Origin of the sequence: Polyangium mundeleinium (assembly GCF_028369105.1) — a bacterium.
In the GTDB taxonomy this organism is placed as follows: domain Bacteria; phylum Myxococcota_A; class Polyangia; order Polyangiales; family Polyangiaceae; genus Polyangium; species Polyangium mundeleinium.
On the sequence record NZ_JAQNDO010000001.1, the window covers coordinates 5,314,529 to 5,334,370 of the forward strand.

Genomic DNA, 19,842 nt, shown 5'->3' on the forward strand with positions numbered 1-19,842 from the left:
GAGGCGGGTCCTCTCGCTTCTGTCTTTCGCGCGGCAGGGGGAGAATCGCGGGCTACTTCGGCAACAACGCGCGCATCTGGTCGTAGATGAATCGCGCCGCGCGCTGGGGGTGCAGCCTGTAGATGGCATCCATGAGCCTGGCGTCGGGCCCGACGAGGACGCGGTATGCGTCGTTTTCGATCCCCTCGAGGATGATCTGCGCGGCCGCGCCGGGCGCCAGCATCTTGGGCACCGGCGCCGCTCCGTCCTTCAGCTGCAGGGTGTCCATCACACCCGAGTTTACCGCGATGTTGGTGCCAATCGCTCCCGGGAACACAACCGTGACCTTCACGTTCGTCCCCAGAAGCTCCGAGTTCAAACCCTCCGTCAGGAGTTTCACGGCCGCCTTCGCGGCCCCGTAAATTGTTTGTCCCGGTACGGGAAGAAATCCTCCCATGCTGGAGATGTTCGTGATGTGCGCCTCCGGGCGTGCGAGCAGGTGCGGCAGGAACGCCTTGGTCATGTAGAGCGTCCCGAACAGGTTGACGTTCATCACGCGATCGATCGCCGCATAATCGAGGTCCTTCAACCGGACGAACGGTTGAATGATGCCCGCATTGTTGATGATGCCGTCGACCGCCCCGAAACGCGAGACGACCCGGGCCGGGAGCGCGTCCACCGCGTCCCGATCCGTGATGTTCACGATGTAGGTGGAAAGCCTGTCCCGATCTCGCCCTGAAAGCGCGAGGGTCTCTTCGAGGGCAGACGCGTCGATGTCGACGGCGGCGACGCTCGCGCCCTTCGATAGAAGCCCGAGGCAGAGCCCCCTGCCGATGCCATTTCCGCCGCCGGTCACGACGACGACCTTGTTTCGGACCTTCATGGTCGTACACTCCTCGGAAGGGGAATTTCAGGGCGCCGGGACGAATCGATAGAGCGCGCTCTCGATATCCGACGACAGATAGATGGTGCCCGAGCGGCCCACGGCGACCCCCGTGGGGACGTAGCCCGGCGGCAGGCCCTCGCTCTCGGGCAAACCAATGGGCAGGCCGCTCGCGAGCACGGTGGTGCGCCCCGTGGCCGGATCGATACGCACGAGTTGCTTGCGGCCCACCTCGGCGACGATCAATCCGCCGTCGGGATGCCGGGCAATGCCCTCGGGCGCCTGAAGATCGCTGGCCACCGTGTGCTTGAAACCATCCGACAAACGCACCCGGGTCACCCGCCCCGAGCGCACCTCGGTGACGTACACCCCCGGCACCTTCGCCTCCGTGTCTGCCACGAGCCCCACGGGCCCTTCCAATCCCTCGGTCAGCACCGTGGTCTTTGCAGGCTCGGCCGTATCGATAAGCACGAGCTTGCCCGTCTGGGCCTCCGCGACGAGCAGCGTGCCATCGGCGAGCTCGAGCGCGCCTTGGACGCCATTCGTGTTGGGAATCGTCCGCAGGATTTCCCCGGAGGCCCGATCCTGCACCTGCACGCTCCCGAGATAGGCGCTGCTCAGCACGACGTGTTTCGCGCCCAGGCTCACCTGCATCGGAAAGTTCATTCGGGTGGAGAGGACACGGGTCGTATCGGTGATTTTTCCGTCACGCCCTCCCACCCGGCGAAGGGCGTACACATCCGCCACGTACAGGCGCTCGTCCGGATCCTCCGGCGCGACCGCGAGGCCAGAGGGGACGGTCAAGCGCGCCTCGACGAGGGGCCGGATGGAGCCGTCGGCGGGATTCACGACGCGGATGTCGTTGTCCACCATGTTGGACACGTACACCTGGTCGTCGGGGCCGACCGTCAGGTTATCGAGTCCGGTGGGCAGACTCGCGACGACTTTCTTTTCTCCCGTGGCGGCCCGGACGCGGACGAGCTCACCGCGCGCCGCGTCGACCACGTAAAGATTCTCGCGGCGCGCGTCGAAATTGACGGCGGTCGGCATGGCAAAACCCTGCGCCACGACCTCCATGGCGCCTGTGTCCACGTTCAACCGGACGATTTGCCCCTTGAGCAGGATCGGGCCGTACAGCCGGTCGTCCGTGCCAAACTCGAACCCATTGAGGAAGCCGGGATTGGCGAGGACCTGCCGAGGAGGCTTGTTCCCGTCCGGATCCACTTCCGACAGCGCATCGACCCCCCGGCCGAGCTGGGTGATGTAGAGCCTGCCGTCGCGGCGGAAGGCCAGCGAGTTGAGGCCCGGCAGATCCGTGGCAAGGACGTGCGTCTTGCCATCGGGCGTGCGCCGCATCAATCGGCCGGAGAAAAAGCCGGTCCAGTAGATGGATCCATCGGGCCCCAGGGTCACGTCGTCCGCGCCGCCGAGGGGAGGCCCCACCAGGGTGGATACCGCGCCGCTGTGCAAATCGACGGAATGGACCGACTGGCCGAGCAGATTGCTGGCCAAAAGGTGCCCATGGCCGTCGAGGGCCAGCCCATGGACGCCCTGGAAGGGCGAGCCCGCCACGACCACCTCTTTGCGATAGGCCCGGGAAGGGCCCTCGGGAGGCGTCTGTGGCGTGGCCTGGGGAGCCGCGGCCGGGGGCTGGCATCCCAGCAGCATGCAGGCGATCAGGGTTTGGATGGGGAATCGATACACGGGGGACCTCCGAGGGGGGCTCAGGCGCTCACGTTTTGCCGATCAGCCACGTGTCACTTCCAGCCCCGCGAGATCGTCGGCCTTGCGCCAGTTGTTCAGGATCTCGAAGAACTCGAGCGTGCCGCCGTTGTACGCGGCGAAGCGCGCCAGGCTCAGCGCGAGGATGCCCTCGTTGTTGTAGTAGCCGGGCGTGCATTCGGGACCGCCGAAGGCGATGGGGTTCGTCATGAGGCTGCCCATGATCACCTCCCACCATTGCTGCTGCGCCTGCTCCGTCGGCTCGATGGTCTCGACGCCCTGCTTCAGGCAACGCTCGACGATGTAGGCGGCGTGCTGCGCCAGCTCGTCGAGGACATGGACGAAGTTGATGGCCCAACCGCTCTGGGTGGGGCTGAAGATCAGGAGGTTCGGATATCCGCGGGTGAGCATGCCGTGGAGCGTCGTCGGGCCGTCGGCCCAGCTCTCGCGCAAGGACTTGCCGCCGCGCCCGCGGATGTCGAAGCCCAGCCGGCGGGTGTATTCGCTCGAGACCTCGAAGCCCGTGGAGTAAATCAGGCAATCCACGGGGTATTCCTTGCCGTTCACGACCACGCCGGTGGGCGTGATTCGCTCCACGCCCTTGCCGTCGGTATCGACGAGCTCGACGTTCGGGCGGTTGAACGTCTCCAGGTATTCGTCGTGGAAGCAGGGACGCTTGCAGAGCTGGTTGTAGTAGGGCTTGAGCGCCTCGGCCGCCGCCGAATCCTTGACGATGGAGTCCACCCGCGCGCGGATTTCCTCCATCTTGCGGTAATCGGCGAGCTGGCGCAGCCCGGCCGCCTCCGCGGGGGTCGTGGCATTGCGGGTCTCGGCGTCGTCGAAGATGTAGGTCCAGCCGTCCTTCACCAGGTCGACGTCCTGCTTTCGACCCGAAACGATGGCGGTGAAATTGATCATGCGCTCCCGCTGCCAGCCGGGCGCGAGCGTCTTCGCCCAGGCCTCGTCGGTCGGCTGGTTGTTCCGTTCGCCGACGCCCGAGGGCGTGCGCTGAAAAACGTACAATTGCTTGGCCGAAGCGCCGAGGTGGGGAATCGCCTGGACTGCGGTCGCTCCCGTCCCGATGATGCCCACGCGTTTGTCGGCGAGCCGGGTCATGCTGCCCGCGGGGCCGCCGCCGGTATAAGCATAGTCCCACCGGCTCGTATGGAAGCTGTGGCCCTTGAACGTCTCGATCCCCGGGATGCCGGGCAGCTTCGCCTTGTGGAGGATGCCCCCGGCGATGACCACGAACCGCGCCGCGAGTTTGTCGCCGCGGTTTGTCGTAACCATCCAACGCCGTTGCTCTTCGTCCCAGTCCATCTGCTCGACCTCGGTCTGGAACAGCGCCGCCTTGTAGAGGTCGAATTGCCGGCCGATCCGCTGGCAGTGGGCGAAGATCTCGGTCGCCTTGGCGTACTTCTCCGTCGGGACGTAGCCGGTCTCTTCGAGCAGCGGCATGTAGATGTAGGATTCCACGTCGCAGGCGGCGCCCGGATAACGGTTCCAGTACCAGGTGCCGCCGAAGTCGCCGCCCTTCTCGACGACGCGGAAGGAATGAACCCCCGCCTGGCGCAGCCGCACCGCCGCCAGCATGCCGCCGAAGCCACCACCGACGATCAGCACGTCGATCGTCTCGGTCACCGCCGGACGGGTGAAGCCAGGCTCGACGTAGGGATCCTTGTCGAAGTCCGCGTACACCTTGCTGAGCTCGAGGTACTGGGTGCTGCCGTCGGCGCGCAGCCGCTTCTCGCGCTCGAGCCGGTACTTCTCCTGCAACGCCTCCGGAGAAAAAGCGGCCTCACCCTTCTTCGTCGCATCCATCCGCACACATCCTTTCGACTCGACAGCCACCAACCATGTACACGGCTGTGTACATCTCTGGACATACCCCTGTCTTCGGCGTAAGTAAACAGCCGTGTACATGCCTCGCACCGAGCCCAAGAAGCCGACGCGGCAGCGCGATGCGGATCGCACGCGCTCCGCGATCCTCGACGCCGCGCGGACCCTGTTCTCGACACGAGGCTTCACGAACACCGGCGTGCGCGAGGTGGCGGAGCTCGCCGGGGTGAACTCCGCGCTCGTCGGCCGCTACTTCGGCTCGAAAGAGGGGCTGTACCGCGCGACGCTGGAGCGGATCATCGACATCTCCCCGATGCTCCACGGGGATCGGCGCAGCTTCGGCGTGGACATGGTGTCCATCTTCTGCGACACGCAGGACGCCTCGGGCCCGCTGGCGATGATGATCCTCTCGGCGGCCGACCCCGCGGCGCACGCGGCGAGCATCGAGTTTCTTCAGACGAAGGTGATCGTGCCGCTGGCCGCGTGGCTGGGGCCCCCGAACGCCGAGGAGCGGGCGGCGCGGCTCAACATCCTCTGGACCGGCTTCCTCACGAGCTGGAAGCTCTTGCCCCTCGAACCGCTCGCCGATGCGCGCATCGCCTCCACGCGCCGATGGCTCGAAGCCGCGACCCAGGCGATCGTCGACGAGGGCGCGGGCTGAGCGAGCGCGGACGCCGCGTCAGGGCTGGTTGGGCCAACCGCGGACGAAGGTCGAGAAGAACGGCAATGCATGCATGGAGGGGTGGGGATCCACCTGCGTGTCGACGCCGCTCCGCGTGCTGACGAATTCCCCCTCCCACACGACCGCCCCCGACTTCGTATCGACGAGCGACACCCGCCCCGAGAGCGTGGATTGGACGGTATTGCCGGCCATGTTCCCCCCGCCATGGACGGCCTGCTCGTAATGCAGGCGAGACAGGGCGAAGTAGCGAGCATTCAGGGAGGCCGTGAGCTCGGCGAGTCGCGTCGGGTCGGTGCCCCCCTCCTCATAGACACGCATGAACTTGGCTTCTTCTTCGAGCGCCCCCTGGAGGGCCTGATCATGCGAGGCGCTGCTGGCGAGGTGGATGTCTTCGCGCGTTTGGAGGACGGCACGAACGAAGGCGGCCGCCATCAAGGAGCGCTCCTTGGGGCCCACTTTGTCGTCGTCGAACTTCACGGGCATGACCGCGATTTTGCCGCTCACGAGGTCCTTGGACGTCAACGCAGGATCCACGCGGAGGATCGTGGGTTGCCACGCGCAGCCCGCGAGGGTGCCGAGCCCGAGGACGGGCATCGAGGCAATAAGCAGCGCAGAGGCCGCACGCTTGAGCCGACCAAGGAATGTCGATGACGGAGCTGGGCGCGCCGAGCGCATGTCGTTCACGAAAAACCCTCCCACTCTCCCGGACCGAGAGTTCGGATGTTGTGTCGTCCTGCCAAACGATCTTGGCAGGAAGGGCAGGAAGGTGTCAAGCGTCACAGCGGACGACGGACGTTCATTCGAGCTCGACGCGCAGAATCTCGACCGCCCGCCGCAGCGCCTGCGCGACCAGATCCGTGTCCTCGTGCCGCAGCATCACGAATCCCACCCCGTCGTAGGCATTGCCCTGCTGCTGCCCCGGCGTCGGCAGGCGCGCCTCGACCACGAGCGAGCCGATCTCCGCGTTCGCCTCGGCAATCCCGTGCACCGCCTTCACGCGACCCGTCCCCGCGCCGCGCAGATACGCCGCGCCCACCGCATATTTCCGCTCCGGCACCTCGAATGTGTCGTCCACCATGAGCTTCGCCCAGGCGCCGTGGAAATCCACGTCGTGCGCGTGCGAGAGCAGCGTCATGAAATGCGCGCCGGGCGGGCGCGCGCCGATCTCCGAGACGGCCACGCTGCCGTCCGGCCGCTGAAACCATTCCATGTGCGTCAGGCCCGTCGTGAGCCCGAGCGCGCGGACCGCGTTTTCGCCCGTCTCCCGGATCGACGCGTACGCCGGCACGTCCACGTGCCGCGGCGACAGGACGCACCATTGCATCCATGGATTTTCCATCACCGTGAGCGGCGACGGCCAGTACTTCGAGATCGAATACCACACCATCCGGCCGTTCACCGTCACCGCGTCGAGCGAATGCTCCTCGCCCCGCAAAAACTCCTCGAACAGGACGGGGCCGCCCTCGGCGGCCATCCGCGCGAGGTACGCGTCGAGGTCGCCCTGCGTCTCCAGGCGGAACGTGTCCACGGAGCAAGCCCCGGCCGGGGGCTTGACGACGACCGGGAGGCCGACGTCGGCGAGGAAGTCGAGGGCCTCTTCGCGGCGGTGGGCGAGGCGGTGGCGCGCGCAGGGGACGCCTTTGCTCTCGAAGATGGTCTTCATCACGGCCTTGTCGCGGAAGTTCCGCGCGACCTCGGGCGACATGCCCGGCAGTCCGAGCGCGGCGCGGACCTCGGCGAGCGGCTCCTGGAGCGGCTCGAGCGAGCCGATGAGGCGATCGATGGGCCCCATCTGCTCCGCGATCCCCTGGACACCCTCGGCGATCTGACGCGCATCGAAGGCGTTTTGCACCTGCCAGTGGCCGGCGAGGCGATCCTTGATCGAGGGCGGGAGCTTGTCCGCCGGATCCTGGGCGAGGACGCCCAGGCGAACCCCGGGCACGTTCGCGGTTCCGGAGACGAACTTGAGGGCGCCCTCCGTGACGAACGGCAGGACGAAGACCACGTTGCGCATGGCCGGCAGACTACAGGCGAGAAGGCCGCCCCGGAAATCCTTTTGACACGCCCCTCGCGCAAGCATAACCGAAGGTGGCGATGACCCGCCCCGAGGTGGTTTCTTCTCCCGGCTCTAGCGTGGCGCACGATGGCTCCGTGTCCTTCGTCTACCGCGACGAACGCGCTTCCCGCGTGCTCGTGGCCGGCGATTTCACCGGCTGGGGCAAGGACCCGATTCCGCTCGTGAAGCGCGAAGGCACGGATCTGTGGGTCCTCACGACGCGGCCGCTGCCGCGCGGGCTGCACGCGTACAAGCTCGTCGTGGATGGCCGGTGGACCGCGGACCCGGCAAACCCGCTCGACGTCGACGACGGGCTCGGGGGGCGGAACTCGGCGTTCGTCGTGGGAGGGCGTGAGCTCGGTGATCCCGCGGCGATCCGCGTGCTCTCGCTGAACCTGCACACCTACCAGGAGCGCGGCCTGCAGGACGGCGCGGTGGTGAACGATTCGATCCCGAAGATCGAGCGGATCGCGTTCGGCGTGGCGGCGATGGGGCTCGACGTGCTGCTCTTGCAGGAGGTCGGCGAGCACGTGTCGAACCCGGCCGAGCCGAACGCCGGGCGGATCTTGCAGGAGCACCTCGAGCGGTTCACGCGGCGGCGCTGGGAGCACGTGTGGCGAGAGGCCCACATCGGGTTCGACGTGTACCACGAGGGGCTGTCGATCCTGTCGTCGGGCCCGATCGAGGACGTGACGGTCTTGCAGCTCAGTGAAGGTCCGCTCGCCCGCATCGCGCTGCTCGCGCGGACGACTGTCAAAGAGACCAAAATCCGGGTGGGGACGACCCACGTGTCGTGGGGATCGGACGGCGGAGCGCAGGTCGCGCGTCTGCTCGCCGAGGCCGCCCGGTTGCCGGGGGGTGATCACGCCGCGACGCTCTTGGCAGGGGATCTCAATGGAAGCCCCGAGGACCGGCAGGTCGCGCTCTTCGTGGAGCGTGGATATACCGACGTGGGAATGGCCACGCGCAACGTGTGGCCCACGTTCGGGGAGAAGACGCTGACGAGCCGGATCGATTACCAGATGCTCCGGGCCACGGCGGGCCGGCGCGCGGCGCGTATCGAGGCGTTCGTCCGGGTGTTCGACGGCGCCGGGCCCGAGGATGGGCTGCACCCGCGCGTGAGTGATCACGCGGGGATCGTGGGCGCGTATCGCTGGGACATGGGATAGGTCAGCGCGCGTCGTGGTCTGGCCTGCCAAGCCGCGCACGAGGTCCCCTCGGATTTTTTCGCACCTTGCGCTTGCTCTCGGATACGTTGGGCTCGGAGAGGAGAGGGTACGGTCGTGAAAAACGCAATTGGGGTTCGTCGCAAGGCATCACGTTTCGTTGCGTTAGGACTCGCTTTCGGCGGCCTCTCGGTCGCCCTTCCGGCGCGCGCGGAAAATGCCCCGGCGGAGGCGCCGCCCGCTGCACCGGAGGCCGCGCCGGCGAAAAAGACCCCGGCGCCGTACTCCTTGCCCTTCATGCTCCGGCCCGTGACCGCGGGGAACGTGGTTCGTCTCGACACGGCGCTCGCGTTCTCGACGACGAAGACCACGGTCCCGGTGCTCCTGTCCGGCAGCTACAAGATCCTGCCGAACCTCGCGGCCATCGTACGGCTCGGTATGATTCACAGCGAGACGAAGGGGCCCGAGGGCACGAAGGCCACGTCGTTCATCAACCCCGCGATCGGCGCGCTCTACTCGATTCCGATCGGCGAGTCGTGGAAAGCGGGCCTCTTCGCCGCTACGACGATCCCCGTGGGCACGGGCGGCGGCGACAAACCCGACGCGGCGACACGCACGGCGAACCTGGACGGGATTTATGCGCGGGCCTCGATGGACAACGCGCTCTTCCAGATCAACTACATGACCCCGATCGTCGGCGCGGGCATCGGCTACATCGCGAACGGGATCACGCTGCAGGCCGAGGTGACGCTCCTCCAGCTCCTCCGCGTGCGTGGCGCCACGCTCGACAAGGACGCGGCGCGGACGAACCTCACCGCGGGCCTGCATTTCGGCTGGTTCGTCATTCCGCAGCTCTCGATCGGCACCGAGCTGCGTTACCAGTTGTGGGTCTCGAACGGGACGATCGAGAAGGGCCCGGATCCCACGCGGATCGACAACTGGACGCTCGGCTTCGGCCCGCGCGGGCACATCAAGCTGAACGACAAGATGTGGCTACGTCCTGGCGTCTCCCTGACGATGGGCCTCGATCTGCCGACCGGATTCGCCTCGGGCGGCCTCGAGTACAAGATCGTGCAGATCGACGTGCCGTTCGTCTTTTAGCCGAGGGCCGCGTGCAGCACCTCGCGCGTCGCGCCGAGCAAGCGATGGTAATGCTCGGGCACGGGGCGCAGGCCCGCCATGAACATCACGAGGCCGCCGGGGCGTATCTCCAGGTGCCCCTGAAACCCCCAGCTCGCGAGCATGGAGCGCAGGCGCGGCGGGAACGCGGCGGCGGCCTCGGCGGGCGAGGCGGCGAAGGTCGTGACGTGCTGATCCCAAAGGCTGTCGCCGATCTCGACCTTCGGCGGCGGCGCGCTTTCGAGGTAAGCGACGCGCGTGACGAAGTGCTCGCCGACCCGCATGGCCGCGCGGCGCACGAGGTGCGGGTGCGTCGCGTACGCGAAGATGGTTCGTTCGAGGGGCTCGGTGTCGAGGTCCGTGGCGTACCAGGGCTCGACGAGCACATACGGGCCGTGGGGCGTCTGGCGCGTGACCGCGTGGAGGTACTGGCCCGGGGGCGCGATGTTGTCGTGCGGCTCCCACGGGCGGAACCAGCTCTCCCCGGGGAAAGGGTTCCACGTGAAGCCATTCGCGTACGCCCACGCGCCGATACGCTCCGCGCTGAAGGATCTCTGAGGGCCCGACACGCGGCGAGAGCGTAATCCGGGAGGGTCTGCGAAGCAAAGGCCGAAGAGGACGGGCTCGCGAAACGCGGCGGGGGAGGGTATCCTCGCCCGCGGGACGGCATGACACGGATCGCGCCTCTGGCGACGTCACACGCAGGGGATCGCCTGGTCGACGGGATGCGGGTGTTCGCCTTGCCCCCGCCGGAAATCGGGGACGTACGTTCGGTCGGGAGCACCGTGCAGGCCGGCGAGAAGCCGGTGACGCTCTCGCTGCGCGTCGCGCGGACGTCCGTGCTCGTGGCGTTCGCCGCGGTCGCCGTGGGCGTGGTCTCGCTCGTGCCCATCGGCATCCTGGTATGGCTGCTGCGGCAGGGGTTCGGCCTCGGCTCTCCTTGGACGGAGTCGATCTCGTACGTGTTCGTCGCGATCGCGGCCGCCGCGGGGGCCTGGTTCGCGGCGCCGATCGCGTGGGAGGTGAATGGGCCGACCGCGTCGTGCACGTACGTCGGGAAGGACGGGCTCGCGCAGCACACGTGGGGGGATCCGCTGCCGCGCGTGGTGCTCCGTTTCGAGGACGCGCGCGCGCTCGTGAAGGTCGTGCGCGTCCGCAAAAAAGGGGAGACGAACCGCGTCGAATTCGACCTGCGCTGGATGGGGCGCCGGAGCGTCGGCGCGGCGTTCCGGATCCACGGTCATTACGACGGGGAGACGCCGCGCGCGGGCGCGCAGCCGGAGCACCAGCCGTATCTCTTCGCCGTGGCGGCCGAGCGAGCCTGGAACGACTGGCTCCTTCGAAAGGCGCGCGAGGATGTGGAAGCACACGGCGCGATCGAGATCGGGCGAGATGCGCGGGATCCCTCGCGGCGCGCGCGGATCGGGCTCGGGTTCATTGATCTTTTCGACGGCGAACGCGTGGAACGGTGGAGTGCGATCGAGGTGGACGAGATCGAGGTGAAAGGCGGGACGGTCGTGATCCGCAGGATCGATCCGATGCGGGGAAAGCGCTCGATCGAGCGCCGCTATCCGGGCAGCGCGCCGGGTGCGATGGATAACGAGAGCTTCTTTCCGATCGTGCTTCGCGAGATTGCGGGATTGCCCATGGAACAACACGAGCCGGGCCTGGGAGAGAGGCGCGCGGTGGGGTAGACACCGCGCTGTTTCCGTCTTAGACGAGGTCCCCCAGCGACGTCACGCGTCGTCTGCGACGCCCGACCCATGAAGCTTCACGAACGGCTCGCCGCCCTGGAATCCTCCCCCGTCCCGACCTGGGTGTTCGATCTCGACTTTTTCCGCCAGCGCTGGGCGAACAAACCTGCCCTCGAGCTTTGGCGCGCGAGCACTCCGGAGGAGCTCTACGGCCGCGATTACTCCGATATGTCGGAGTCGACGCGAGCGCGGATGCGCGGGTACATCGACGGATTCCGCGTGGGGCGGACGGCTGAGGAGGAATGGACGCTGTATCCGAAGGGCGAGCCCGTGACGGTGAAGCTCTTCATGACGGGTGTGCCGCTCGACGACGACCGGACGGGCGTGCTGATCCAAGGGTTCGTCAAGGAGAAGGCGCCGAGCCCGGATCTCGTGCGCAGCATCGAGGCGCTGCGGCACACGTCCGTGATGGTGACGCTGCTCGACATGGCAGGGGAGATTGTCCTGCAAAACCCTGCGGCGCAACGGGCGTTCGGGGCTTCGGCGCCATTTCATGCGCGCTTCCCGGACGACGTCGTTCCGGAGACATTGCTCGCTGCGGCGCGGGCCGGGGAGGTGTTTTCGCTGGAGACGGCCGTGCGCACGGAAGCGGGCGAGCGCTGGCACGCGGTCGAGGCGCGTACGCTGCCGGATCCGGCGACGGGACAGACGGTGATCCTCGTGCACCACACCGACGAGACGGCGCGGCGCGGGGCGGAGCGGCGGGCGGCCGAGGAGGGGCAGCTCGCGGAGGCGCTCCGGGGGACGCTCGCGCTCGTGGAGCGGCAGAAGCAGGAGATCCTGGCCCTCACGGCGCCAGTGCTCGAAGTCTCGTCCCGCACGATTGCGCTGCCGATCATCGGGGCGCTCGATGCGGCGCGCGCGGCGGAGATGGAAGGCCGGATCCTCGGGGCCGTTTCGGCGCGCGGCGCCGAGCACGTGATCCTGGATCTGACCGGCGCCGATGCGCTCACGGCGGAGACGGCCGAGCAGGTGGCGCGCCTCGGACATGCGATTCGTCTGCTCGGGGCGCGGCCGATCGCCACGGGCATCACGTCGAAGCTCGCGCGGACGTTGGTCCATGCCAATGTGGACCTCGGCGGGATCCTCTTGCTCCGGAGCCTGCGCGACGGAATCGAGGCGGCGCGGCGCGAGCGGACGTAAAATCGCTTCCCGGGCAAAAGCTTGGGGCGGGGGGACTGGCCGACGCACCATGCCCGCATGATATTGGTGACTGTTGCGTAGGGAGCAGGTTTTCGGCGCGAAACGCTGGGTACGGGCGCGCCGAAGGACCTTAGGACCCCGTGGGGGCACGTCCGGGACAAACCGCGTACCGCGATTGGACCGGGCGCACCTCCGCGGAGGGGGCGGGGACAGTCATGAAGCGTAACATGCATGGGTTTTTCACGGTTGCTCTGGCGCTCGTGCTGGGGGTGGGCTGCGGTGAAACCCCGGTCTCCGAAATGGGAGAGGCGGAGTCCCTCGGGGAAAACGAGGAGGCGCTCACCAATTGCTCGGTCGATGCCGCGAAGGAGCTCTTCATCACGGATCTTTCGGTGATCCAGGACGATCGGGCCCGCGGATTCGGAAAGTGGTCGTTCGGGTACGCGGTCCAGGAAATGGCGAAGGGCCACGACGAGCAGGAGTTCATCAAGAGATTCATGGAATCGTGGCTCACCGATCAGACCGTCGATGGGCTCACGATCAAGGCGCGCCCGCGGATGGAGGAGCTCGTGCTCGCGCCCTGGCGGGCGAAGAGCGCGGGCGGCAAGACGTACGAGCTCGACAAGGCGCCGATGTCCCTGCTCGCCATCGTGTACCGGCTCGATCTGCGCAAGCGGCAGAGCGTGGGCGTGGGCGTGGGCGAGGGGCGGCTCGTCTACCAGGTGCACGGGCCCGACGGGCGTGCGCTGCCGTTCACCATGATCTTCGAATACAAGCTGCCGGCGACCCGAGGCCAGACGGCGGAGTCGTGGGCGCGCGAGTTCCACGCGCTCGGGGCGCTGCCGTTCGGGCCCGATTACAACACGAAGCTCGAAGCGCTGACCGAGAAATTCGTGAGCGCGAAATCGTGGCAAGGGCTGCCCGCGGGCAGCGTGCTGAACCAGCTCCGGACGAACGAGATCGCGCTGACCTCTGGCGACGCGACGCCCCTGTGGGAGCTGCGGCAATTCGAGATCGACACGCGCGGCAGGCTCTTGCCGGCGAGCGTGGGCTTGACGCCGGACCTCGTCCACAACAAGACGCCGCTCCTCACCGAATTCGTGAAGCAGAACGAGCGCAAGATCCTGGACGGGACATACAAGGTGGGGCCCCGGTTCAAAGGCCAGCCCTTCAACGGTGGATCGGCCCGTGTGCCGACGAACACCTTCCTATGGGAGATCCCCGACGTGGCCGAGAACATTCGGCAGAAGTTCTCGATCGGGACGTGCAATGGTTGTCACGCGGGCGAGACGACCACGAACTTCCTTCACGTGTCGCGGAGCCGCACCGGCCCGGAGACGCGCATCTCGGATTTCATCCTGCAAAAGGAGCTGCCGTTCCGCGTGCAGGAGATGAAGACGCTCGCCTGCGAGTGATGCGGACCCCTGCGTGAAGCCGGGAGGGCCGGGGCGTCTCGTCCCCGGCCCGCGTCGGCCCTCGGGGTTAGCGGCGGCGGCGGCGCGCGCCGAGCCCACCCAAGGCGGCGAGCGTCGCGAGGCCGAGCCAGCCGGGAATGGTTTCGTTGGTGCCGGCGGCGCGGCACTGGCAGGTGATGACGCCGCGAACGGCGCCATTGCCGTCGTCGTCGTCGGGGCCGGCTCCGCCGGCGCTCGCGTTCCCGCCTGCGTCTCCGCCTGCGCCGCCATTGCCGCCGCCGTTGTCGCCGCCGTTGCCGCTGCCGCCTGCGCCGCCGCTGCCGCCTGCGCCGCCGCTTCCGCTTCCGCCTGCGCCACCGCTTCCGCCTGCGCCACCGCTTCCGCCGACCGCGCCGTTGCACGTGGTGACGTGGGTCGGGCGTTTGGCTTCACAATCCGTGGGGGAGGCGCAATCGGGATCGGAGAGCGCGGGCGGGCTCGTGCCTCCGCCGATATCGCCGGGGTTCGGGTAGGCCGGCGTGATCGTCTCCCACTGGCTATTGAATTCCATGAACCCGTAGACCTTCTCCTGGTACGGCGCGGCGCCGCCCACGGACGGCTTCCACACGCCGCGGTTCGGGTCGTAGTTCGGGTTGTTCGGGTTGTTCACGTAGGCGAGGCCATTGTAGGCCCACGTGGCCGTGTACCAGTGCTCGACGACCTTGGGCTGGTTGTCGCCGACGCAGTTCGTCGCCTTCCATTTCGCCGCGAGAATGCGGGTGCTCGTGGCGAGGTTGTAGAACGGATCGGAGGCCACGCGCTCGCGGTCGAAATCCGGGTTTTCCCCGACGTGCATGCCGCTCGTGACCTGGCCGATGCCATAACCACAATCGAAGGAGATGATCGTGCGTGATTCGCCGCCGACCTGATCCGCCGGCAGCGTGGGGACGCAGAACTGGCGCCAGCCGGACTCGACCTTCGTGAGGGCCTTCAGCAATTCGCAAGGGAACCGCGCGGGGACGGATTGGTAAGGCTCGGGTTTGCCGCAGCCCTGGCCGATGTTGGTGACGGAGGGGCCGTCATTCCCCCAGGCCGCGGGGCCCTGCGAGACGAGGTCGAAGATGACGTTCCATTCGTCGTTCGTGGGGTTCGTCCCGGCCACGGCCTCGATGGCGCAGTCGTGATCGTTCGAGGGGCTCGACGCGGTGTAGGAGGGGCAATAAGCGGCGGCACCGCCGCTCGCGGCGAGGAGGGCGAGCGAGGCGGCGGCGGCGAGGGGAAGCTTGGGGCTCAAAGCGCACCTCCCTTCTCGGCGTAAAACCCGGCCACGGCCGCGCGGCTCCCGCGGGGCGCGGGGAGGACGGCGGCGGCGCCGGTCTCCGTGTCGACGAGGAAAGGCACGGAGAGCGCGCTCGGCTGCGTGTGCAGGGCGGCGATCCAGCGGGAATCGGCGGTCGTGGCGGCAACGAGGTCGACGCCGGGGCCGAGGGGGCCTGCAATCCGCGTCTCGGCGTCGAGCGTGGAGAGGCCGCGGCCCGGCGGATTGTAAAGGACGCCGCCGCTCGGGAGGACCGCGGGGGCGAGGTTCATGCTGGGGCTCGAAAAGAGCCGGCGCGCGCGGCCCGAGGCGAGGTCGATCTCGTCGACGACCCAGGTGCGGCTGTTCGTCTCGTGGCGCCCCTGGAAGACGAGCTTTTTCCCGCCGGCGTCGATGGCAAAATCGCGGGCGAAGGGCGGGAGGTTGTCGACGATGGAGCGCACCGCGCCGCTGTCGGGATCTACGGCGACGATATCGGCGTGATCGGGCAGGACGCGATAAAGAACGATCTCTTTGCCGGCCGCGCCCGCGAGGAAAAGGAGGTGGCCGTGTTCGGCGTGGACGGGGCGGGTTTTTCCGGTCGCGAGGTCGACCTCGTCGACGGTGAGGGGATCGACGCGCAATTGGCCCTCGATTTCGGTGCCGGCGCGGCCGCGGGAGACGAAGACGCGGCCGGCGGGGGTGACGAGGGGGCGGCTCGCGTGGACGACCCCGGCGACGAGCGCCTCGGGCGGCGCGTGGGGCTCTAGGCGGAAGAGCGAGGCATTAAAGGAGGTGTCGCGCGTGGGCGTGGTATCGGCCGTGGCGAGGATGTACGGCGTGCCCGGGACGACGGCGGCGCGCACGGCGGCGTCGGGCAGGTGCGCGAACGTGGCGACGGGAGCGGGATCCGCCCCTCCGCCGGCCTGGACGAGATAAAGCGAGGTATGCTCGGCGCCCGGGAACGTGGCCAGGACGGCCACGCGAGGCCCCCGGACTTCGGGCGGCGCTGCGGCGTGCGCAGGCGTCGCGCCCTCGGGTCCGGCGGCAGCGAATGCGAGTGCGACCGCGACGCACGAGGCGCCGAGGCCGAGGAGGAGCTTTCGCGTGAACATGGAGGAAGGGTAATGCCCGGCGGGGACTACGGAAAGTTCGGTGCGAGGGAATCTGAGGACGTCGGTGTTTTGGCGCTGGGAGGCGGCGCAACGGGTGCGCATCCGTCCTCGCCGGCGGGGCCGAGGGACGCGCCCCCGACGCGGCGCGACAGGGCCTGGAATCGACCAAAAAAGTGGGATTCGTAGGTCTTGCGCCGCGGATCGCGGGCGAGGGGGATCGGTTCGATGCCGTGAATGCGGAACGGGCACGCGAAGAGGCGGGGAGGGGCGCCTTTTTCGAGCTCGATTTTCACGGCGAGGCCCATCTCGGTCCACGGGTGGCCGCTGTGCATGCGCATGAGCAGGTTGCCGAGGCTGTAGACGATGGGCTTTCCGGCGTGGAACGCGACGCCTTGCACGACGTGCGGGTGGTGGCCGAGGAAGGCGTCGGCGCCCGCGTCGATGACGGCCTCGGCGAGGGCGCGCGTGCCGGGGAGCGGATCTTCGCGGTACTCCTCGCCGCCGTGATGACTGACGAAAATCCCATCGATGTCGCGCTGCGCGCGGAGCGCCCGCACGGCGCGGACGAGGGCCTCGCGATCGGCACCGGCGACGTGGGCGCGGCCCGGGTGCTTGGAAAGGGCGCCCTGGTTCCAGACGTCGGTGACCGCGAGGAAGGCCAGGCGAAACCCGCGCCGCGTGACGATGGCGGGTTCGAAGGCCTTTTCGAGGGTCGCGCCCGTGCCCGCGTGCAGGACGGAGACACGATCGAGGTGATCGAGCGTCTCCAGCATGGCCGATTTGCCGTAATCCCAGGCGTGGTTGTTCGCCGTCGAGACGACGTCGATTCCGGCGCGCGCGAGGACGTCGGCCGAGGCGGGAGGGCCATTGAAGACGAGGTTGTTCTCGGGGGAGACGGTCTCGTTTCCCTGATCGCTGATGGGCCCCTCCAGATTGACGAACCGCACGTCCGCCGCGCGCAGGAGGTGGTCCATCGGGGCGAACAGGGCGCGATCCGGCTCGCGCAGGAGGATCTGGCCGACGAGGCGGCCGAAGCTCACGTCGCCCGCGGCGAATACGGTGACGAATGCAGGGGTTTTCGTCGATGCATCCGGCGCCGCGGCGTCGCTCGGGTCCTCGTCCCCGGCATCCGGGAGCTCCGGGGCGGGCGCCGCGGGCGCCGGGGCGGGCGCGAGATTCGTGGTGTCCGCGCGATCGTTCCCACATGCGGCGACGGCCACGACGAGCGCGAGGGGAGCGGTGACTCGATGCGGAGCCATGCGGAGGATTCCTCCGGGTAGCGCGTCGCCGAGCCTAGCGCCAGAGGCGCGAGACGACGATCCCGAGCTCGGCGAACACGACGAGGGTGGCGCATTGCAAGATGAACCGGTTCGTCGAAGAGTTCGGCTTCCCGCGCACCATTCGATGGAGAACGGCCATCATCGGCAGGCTCAGGAAGATCCCCGCGAAAAAACCGACCCAGAGCGGCTCACAACATTCCGGGCCCGCGCTGCACACGAGGTCCGAGCCTTCCCCGTCCGATACGACACAGTGGCTCGGCGCGAGGCCGAACACGACCAGCGGGGTCCCGATGAGGCCAACGAAGCCAACGACGCAGCCGGCCGTGGACGCCGCGGCCTGCTGATCCACCGGGGGCGCCTCGCCGCTCGCCCGGATCGGAGGCAAGGACGCGGCGAGGCGGGCGAGGGCGTCGACGATACGCGCGCCGCGCTCCTGATCGGGCGCGGGCTGGGTAAACTCGACGAGATCGAGCGAGATCTCGCCGGCGCTCGTTTCGTCGATGCGGACCGAATGACACTTGTCGCGGAGGAGCGAGAGGATCGCGGCGCGGGCGTCGGGCGAGGCGAGGATGGCGCGGACGAGATCATCGTTGATCAACGTATCAATGAAGACCTCGTCGTCGAAGGAGGGGTCGCCGGTCTGGATCTCGTGATCCACGCCGCTCTTCTTGCCCTCACGATTCGACGTGGTCTCTTTGCGGAGCAGGAGGCGCATGGGCCTCGGGACGAGCAGAGGCCCTTCACGGCGGCCATTGCGATACCCCGCCGGGACGACGCGTGGCGCTGAGCACTGGTCTCATCTCACGAGCCCATTCTCCCTGAGGACCCGCAGCATCTCTGCTGCGGGGGCCAGGCGCTCCAGGCCGCGGCTGATGGTGACGGAGCCGGGGGGACCTCCGGAAGACTTGCCTGTGTAGCCGCCGAGCTCGGCGATCCACTGCACGGCGAGCGCGATGGGCGGGATCCCATCGGGGATCTGCTCGTTCTTCTTCTTCCGTTTCCGCTTGAGCAGCACCAAGGCCTCGACCTCGTATGTCGCGAGCTCTTCGGTCGCTGGCAGGTCCGGTTGGGTGCGCGCGAGGTGCTTGAGACGTTCGGTGCGTGTGGCGATGGCTGCGAGCATGCTGCCCCAGATTTTGACTTGTTGGGTCCCTTGAAGTTGCGTGGACTCGACGTTGCACTGGCCCGTCTTCCACGTCCGGAAAAAGTCCTCGATGCGCCAGCGCTGGCTGTAACCATGGGCGACCAGCAACGCATCCTCGAGCGTTTGCACGGGGTGGTTGGTGTACAGCAGCCAATCGATGCGAGGCTCGCCCGCGGGCACGCTGCTGGTCTCGAGGACGCGCACGGCATACAGCGGCAACGCGCGCCAACGCTTGTTCCACCCGTCTCGAAGCGACAGCGTGACAGCCGCGACATGCGCGCTCATCCGCGCCATTCGCTCCGTGCGACCCGGTGCGGCCGAGATCCAAAGGGAAAAGGAGCCCTTTCGGGCGCTCGGGCGCGCCAACTCGTCGAACACGTATCGGCTCGCACCCGTCTCCGACATGAGCCGGCGGTTTGCCTTGCCCCGCACGGTGAACCAGTGCCCGCTCGTCGAGAGGTGAAGCAAAAGCTGCCAGGCATCAGCCTCCCGGTCGAGCTGGTACCAGGCACAACAACCCGACGCCGCCATGGCGAGCCGCTCGGACGTCTCGGTGATCACGTTGGCCCAGTGGCCGAGCTCCTTTTCGTGCAGCTTGCGCTTGGCGCTGTCTTCTTTCTGCTTCTGCTCTCGCGCCCACCACTGCATCGACGTCAAGCCGCAGGGCACCCCCTGCGCGTCGACGGCGAGACCGCAAACGACCTTCAGCCCGCGGGTGCCTCGACCATGCGTGCCGACCGCGCCGAAGTCCTTGCTGCGGTTGTGATCCGTGAGCGTCAGGCTGGTGGCATCGATGGCGACGAAGACGAACATCTCCTTGGCGCAACGGCGCGCGGTGGCAAGACCGGTGGCCTCGAGGATGGCCCCTACGTCGATGTGTCGGCTCTCCAGGAAGTCGTACGCTCCCTGCCTGTGGGCATCGACTTGGAAGACTTCACTCACCTTTCCCGACGGATACAGCACCGCCTGCGCGGCCATGCGCGTCAGCCGCCGGGTCCGGCGCGGGTCTCCAAGGTCCGCATGCCCAAACTCCTCCGCCGCCCACGCTTCCGCCGACGAGGCTGTCTCTGCATCCAACATCTCCCCCTCTAAATGTCGTCAGAGGGGGCGAATGTACCGATGGAAGATGGAACCAATGCTCAGGGCGTGGCGTGGATCCGTGCTCCGAAAGGGCGGTCTTCACGTCGAGGGAGTCGGTCGAGCCGGGACTGAAGCGGACGTGGATGGTCCGGCCCTCCTCCTTGACGATGTCGAACGCGTTCGTGTCGT

Annotated in this window: 17 protein-coding genes; 6 read left to right on the forward strand and 11 right to left on the reverse strand. The window is 67.9% G+C overall.

Features of this window, described 5'->3' with window-relative positions; genetic code table 11:
* Positions 1-52 precede the first annotated feature (52 nt).
* The 3 genes from POL67_RS21235 to POL67_RS21245 are packed head-to-tail and all read right to left on the reverse strand — an operon-like array spanning position 53 to position 4,405.
* Positions 53-862: an SDR family NAD(P)-dependent oxidoreductase gene (locus tag POL67_RS21235; protein WP_271919820.1), complete on the reverse strand. Its 810-nt coding sequence runs from the start codon at positions 860-862 to the stop codon at positions 53-55.
* Positions 863-889: 27 nt separating this feature from the next.
* Complete coding sequence (locus POL67_RS21240; protein ID WP_271919823.1) at positions 890-2,566, reverse strand: NHL repeat-containing protein; 1,677 nt, start codon at positions 2,564-2,566, stop codon at positions 890-892.
* A 42-nt stretch (positions 2,567-2,608) separates the two neighbouring features.
* Complete coding sequence (locus POL67_RS21245; RefSeq protein ID WP_271919825.1) at positions 2,609-4,405, reverse strand: flavin-containing monooxygenase; 1,797 nt, start codon at positions 4,403-4,405, stop codon at positions 2,609-2,611.
* A 100-nt stretch (positions 4,406-4,505) separates the two neighbouring features.
* Between POL67_RS21245 and POL67_RS21250 the strand changes: the two genes are divergently transcribed.
* The gene (locus tag POL67_RS21250; protein WP_271930857.1) at positions 4,506-5,084 is read left to right on the forward strand and encodes a TetR/AcrR family transcriptional regulator; all 579 of its coding nucleotides are present in this window, start codon (positions 4,506-4,508) and stop codon (positions 5,082-5,084) included.
* Between the two features lie 18 nt (positions 5,085-5,102).
* Here the strand turns inward: POL67_RS21250 and POL67_RS21255 are convergent, their stop codons facing one another.
* Together POL67_RS21255 and POL67_RS21260 are read right to left on the reverse strand one after the other, a co-directional pair.
* The gene (locus POL67_RS21255; protein WP_271919827.1) at positions 5,103-5,699 is read right to left on the reverse strand and encodes a hypothetical protein; all 597 of its coding nucleotides are present in this window, start codon (positions 5,697-5,699) and stop codon (positions 5,103-5,105) included.
* 202 nt (positions 5,700-5,901) lie between these two features.
* Entirely contained in the window at positions 5,902-7,119 is a 1,218-nt protein-coding gene (locus POL67_RS21260; protein WP_271919829.1) for an ATP-grasp domain-containing protein, read from the reverse strand.
* A gap of 137 nt (positions 7,120-7,256) precedes the next feature.
* Between POL67_RS21260 and POL67_RS21265 the strand changes: the two genes are divergently transcribed.
* Together POL67_RS21265 and POL67_RS21270 are read left to right on the forward strand one after the other, a co-directional pair.
* On the forward strand, positions 7,257-8,330 hold the full coding sequence (locus POL67_RS21265; protein WP_271919831.1) for an endonuclease/exonuclease/phosphatase family protein: 1,074 nt from the start codon (positions 7,257-7,259) through the stop codon (positions 8,328-8,330).
* A 114-nt stretch (positions 8,331-8,444) separates the two neighbouring features.
* Entirely contained in the window at positions 8,445-9,428 is a 984-nt protein-coding gene (locus tag POL67_RS21270) for a hypothetical protein (protein WP_271919833.1), read from the forward strand.
* Here POL67_RS21270 and POL67_RS21275 read toward each other — a convergent pair.
* On the reverse strand, positions 9,425-10,015 hold the full coding sequence (locus POL67_RS21275; protein ID WP_271919835.1) for a hypothetical protein: 591 nt from the start codon (positions 10,013-10,015) through the stop codon (positions 9,425-9,427). The genes POL67_RS21270 and POL67_RS21275 overlap by 4 nt on opposite strands.
* Positions 10,016-10,114: 99 nt before the next feature.
* On the opposite strand from POL67_RS21275, the gene POL67_RS21280 reads away from it, so the two are divergent.
* The 3 genes from POL67_RS21280 (at position 10,115) to POL67_RS21290 (ending at position 13,758) form a co-directional block, all read left to right on the forward strand.
* Positions 10,115-11,140: a hypothetical protein gene (locus POL67_RS21280; protein ID WP_271919837.1), complete on the forward strand. Its 1,026-nt coding sequence runs from the start codon at positions 10,115-10,117 to the stop codon at positions 11,138-11,140.
* 69 nt (positions 11,141-11,209) lie between these two features.
* Positions 11,210-12,343 carry a PAS domain-containing protein gene (locus POL67_RS21285; RefSeq protein ID WP_271919839.1) on the forward strand — a complete coding sequence of 378 codons (1,134 nt, stop codon included), beginning with the start codon at positions 11,210-11,212 and terminating at the stop codon, positions 12,341-12,343.
* A 215-nt stretch (positions 12,344-12,558) separates the two neighbouring features.
* On the forward strand, positions 12,559-13,758 hold the full coding sequence (locus POL67_RS21290; RefSeq protein ID WP_271919841.1) for a hypothetical protein: 1,200 nt from the start codon (positions 12,559-12,561) through the stop codon (positions 13,756-13,758).
* 67 nt (positions 13,759-13,825) lie between these two features.
* Here the strand turns inward: POL67_RS21290 and POL67_RS21295 are convergent, their stop codons facing one another.
* From POL67_RS21295 to POL67_RS21315, 5 genes are all read right to left on the reverse strand, one after another.
* Positions 13,826-15,031, reverse strand: a complete 1,206-nt coding sequence (locus POL67_RS21295) for an MYXO-CTERM sorting domain-containing protein (protein WP_271919842.1) — start codon at positions 15,029-15,031, stop codon at positions 13,826-13,828.
* Complete coding sequence (locus POL67_RS21300; RefSeq protein ID WP_271919844.1) at positions 15,028-16,149, reverse strand: TolB-like translocation protein; 1,122 nt, start codon at positions 16,147-16,149, stop codon at positions 15,028-15,030. Before POL67_RS21300 ends, POL67_RS21295 begins: the two co-directional genes overlap by 4 nt.
* 26 nt (positions 16,150-16,175) lie before the next feature.
* Entirely contained in the window at positions 16,176-17,408 is a 1,233-nt protein-coding gene (locus tag POL67_RS21305) for a CapA family protein (RefSeq protein WP_271919846.1), read from the reverse strand.
* Between the two features lie 34 nt (positions 17,409-17,442).
* Entirely contained in the window at positions 17,443-18,144 is a 702-nt protein-coding gene (locus tag POL67_RS21310; protein WP_271919848.1) for a hypothetical protein, read from the reverse strand.
* Positions 18,145-18,225: 81 nt separating this feature from the next.
* Positions 18,226-19,653 carry an IS4 family transposase gene (locus tag POL67_RS21315; protein ID WP_271919850.1) on the reverse strand — a complete coding sequence of 476 codons (1,428 nt, stop codon included), beginning with the start codon at positions 19,651-19,653 and terminating at the stop codon, positions 18,226-18,228.
* Between the last annotated feature and the right edge of the window lie 189 nt (positions 19,654-19,842).

What these genes read in the sequence shown, in the direction of transcription:
- POL67_RS21300 (WP_271919844.1), bottom strand. Translation starts at nt 16,149, where the DNA reads ATGTTCACGCGAAAGCTCCTCCTCGGCCTCGGCGCCTCGTGCGTCGCG.
- POL67_RS21310 (WP_271919848.1), bottom strand. Translation starts at nt 18,144, where the DNA reads ATGCGCCTCCTGCTCCGCAAAGAGACCACGTCGAATCGTGAGGGCAAG.
- POL67_RS21315 (WP_271919850.1), bottom strand. Translation starts at nt 19,653, where the DNA reads ATGTTGGATGCAGAGACAGCCTCGTCGGCGGAAGCGTGGGCGGCGGAG.
- POL67_RS21260 (WP_271919829.1), bottom strand. Translation starts at nt 7,119, where the DNA reads ATGCGCAACGTGGTCTTCGTCCTGCCGTTCGTCACGGAGGGCGCCCTC.
- POL67_RS21245 (WP_271919825.1), bottom strand. Translation starts at nt 4,405, where the DNA reads ATGGATGCGACGAAGAAGGGTGAGGCCGCTTTTTCTCCGGAGGCGTTG.
- POL67_RS21235 (WP_271919820.1), bottom strand. Translation starts at nt 862, where the DNA reads ATGAAGGTCCGAAACAAGGTCGTCGTCGTGACCGGCGGCGGAAATGGC.
- POL67_RS21280 (WP_271919837.1), top strand. Translation starts at nt 10,115, where the DNA reads ATGACACGGATCGCGCCTCTGGCGACGTCACACGCAGGGGATCGCCTG.
- POL67_RS21250 (WP_271930857.1), top strand. Translation starts at nt 4,506, where the DNA reads ATGCCTCGCACCGAGCCCAAGAAGCCGACGCGGCAGCGCGATGCGGAT.
- POL67_RS21305 (WP_271919846.1), bottom strand. Translation starts at nt 17,408, where the DNA reads ATGGCTCCGCATCGAGTCACCGCTCCCCTCGCGCTCGTCGTGGCCGTC.
- POL67_RS21290 (WP_271919841.1), top strand. Translation starts at nt 12,559, where the DNA reads ATGAAGCGTAACATGCATGGGTTTTTCACGGTTGCTCTGGCGCTCGTG.
- POL67_RS21285 (WP_271919839.1), top strand. Translation starts at nt 11,210, where the DNA reads ATGAAGCTTCACGAACGGCTCGCCGCCCTGGAATCCTCCCCCGTCCCG.
- POL67_RS21255 (WP_271919827.1), bottom strand. Translation starts at nt 5,699, where the DNA reads ATGCCCGTCCTCGGGCTCGGCACCCTCGCGGGCTGCGCGTGGCAACCC.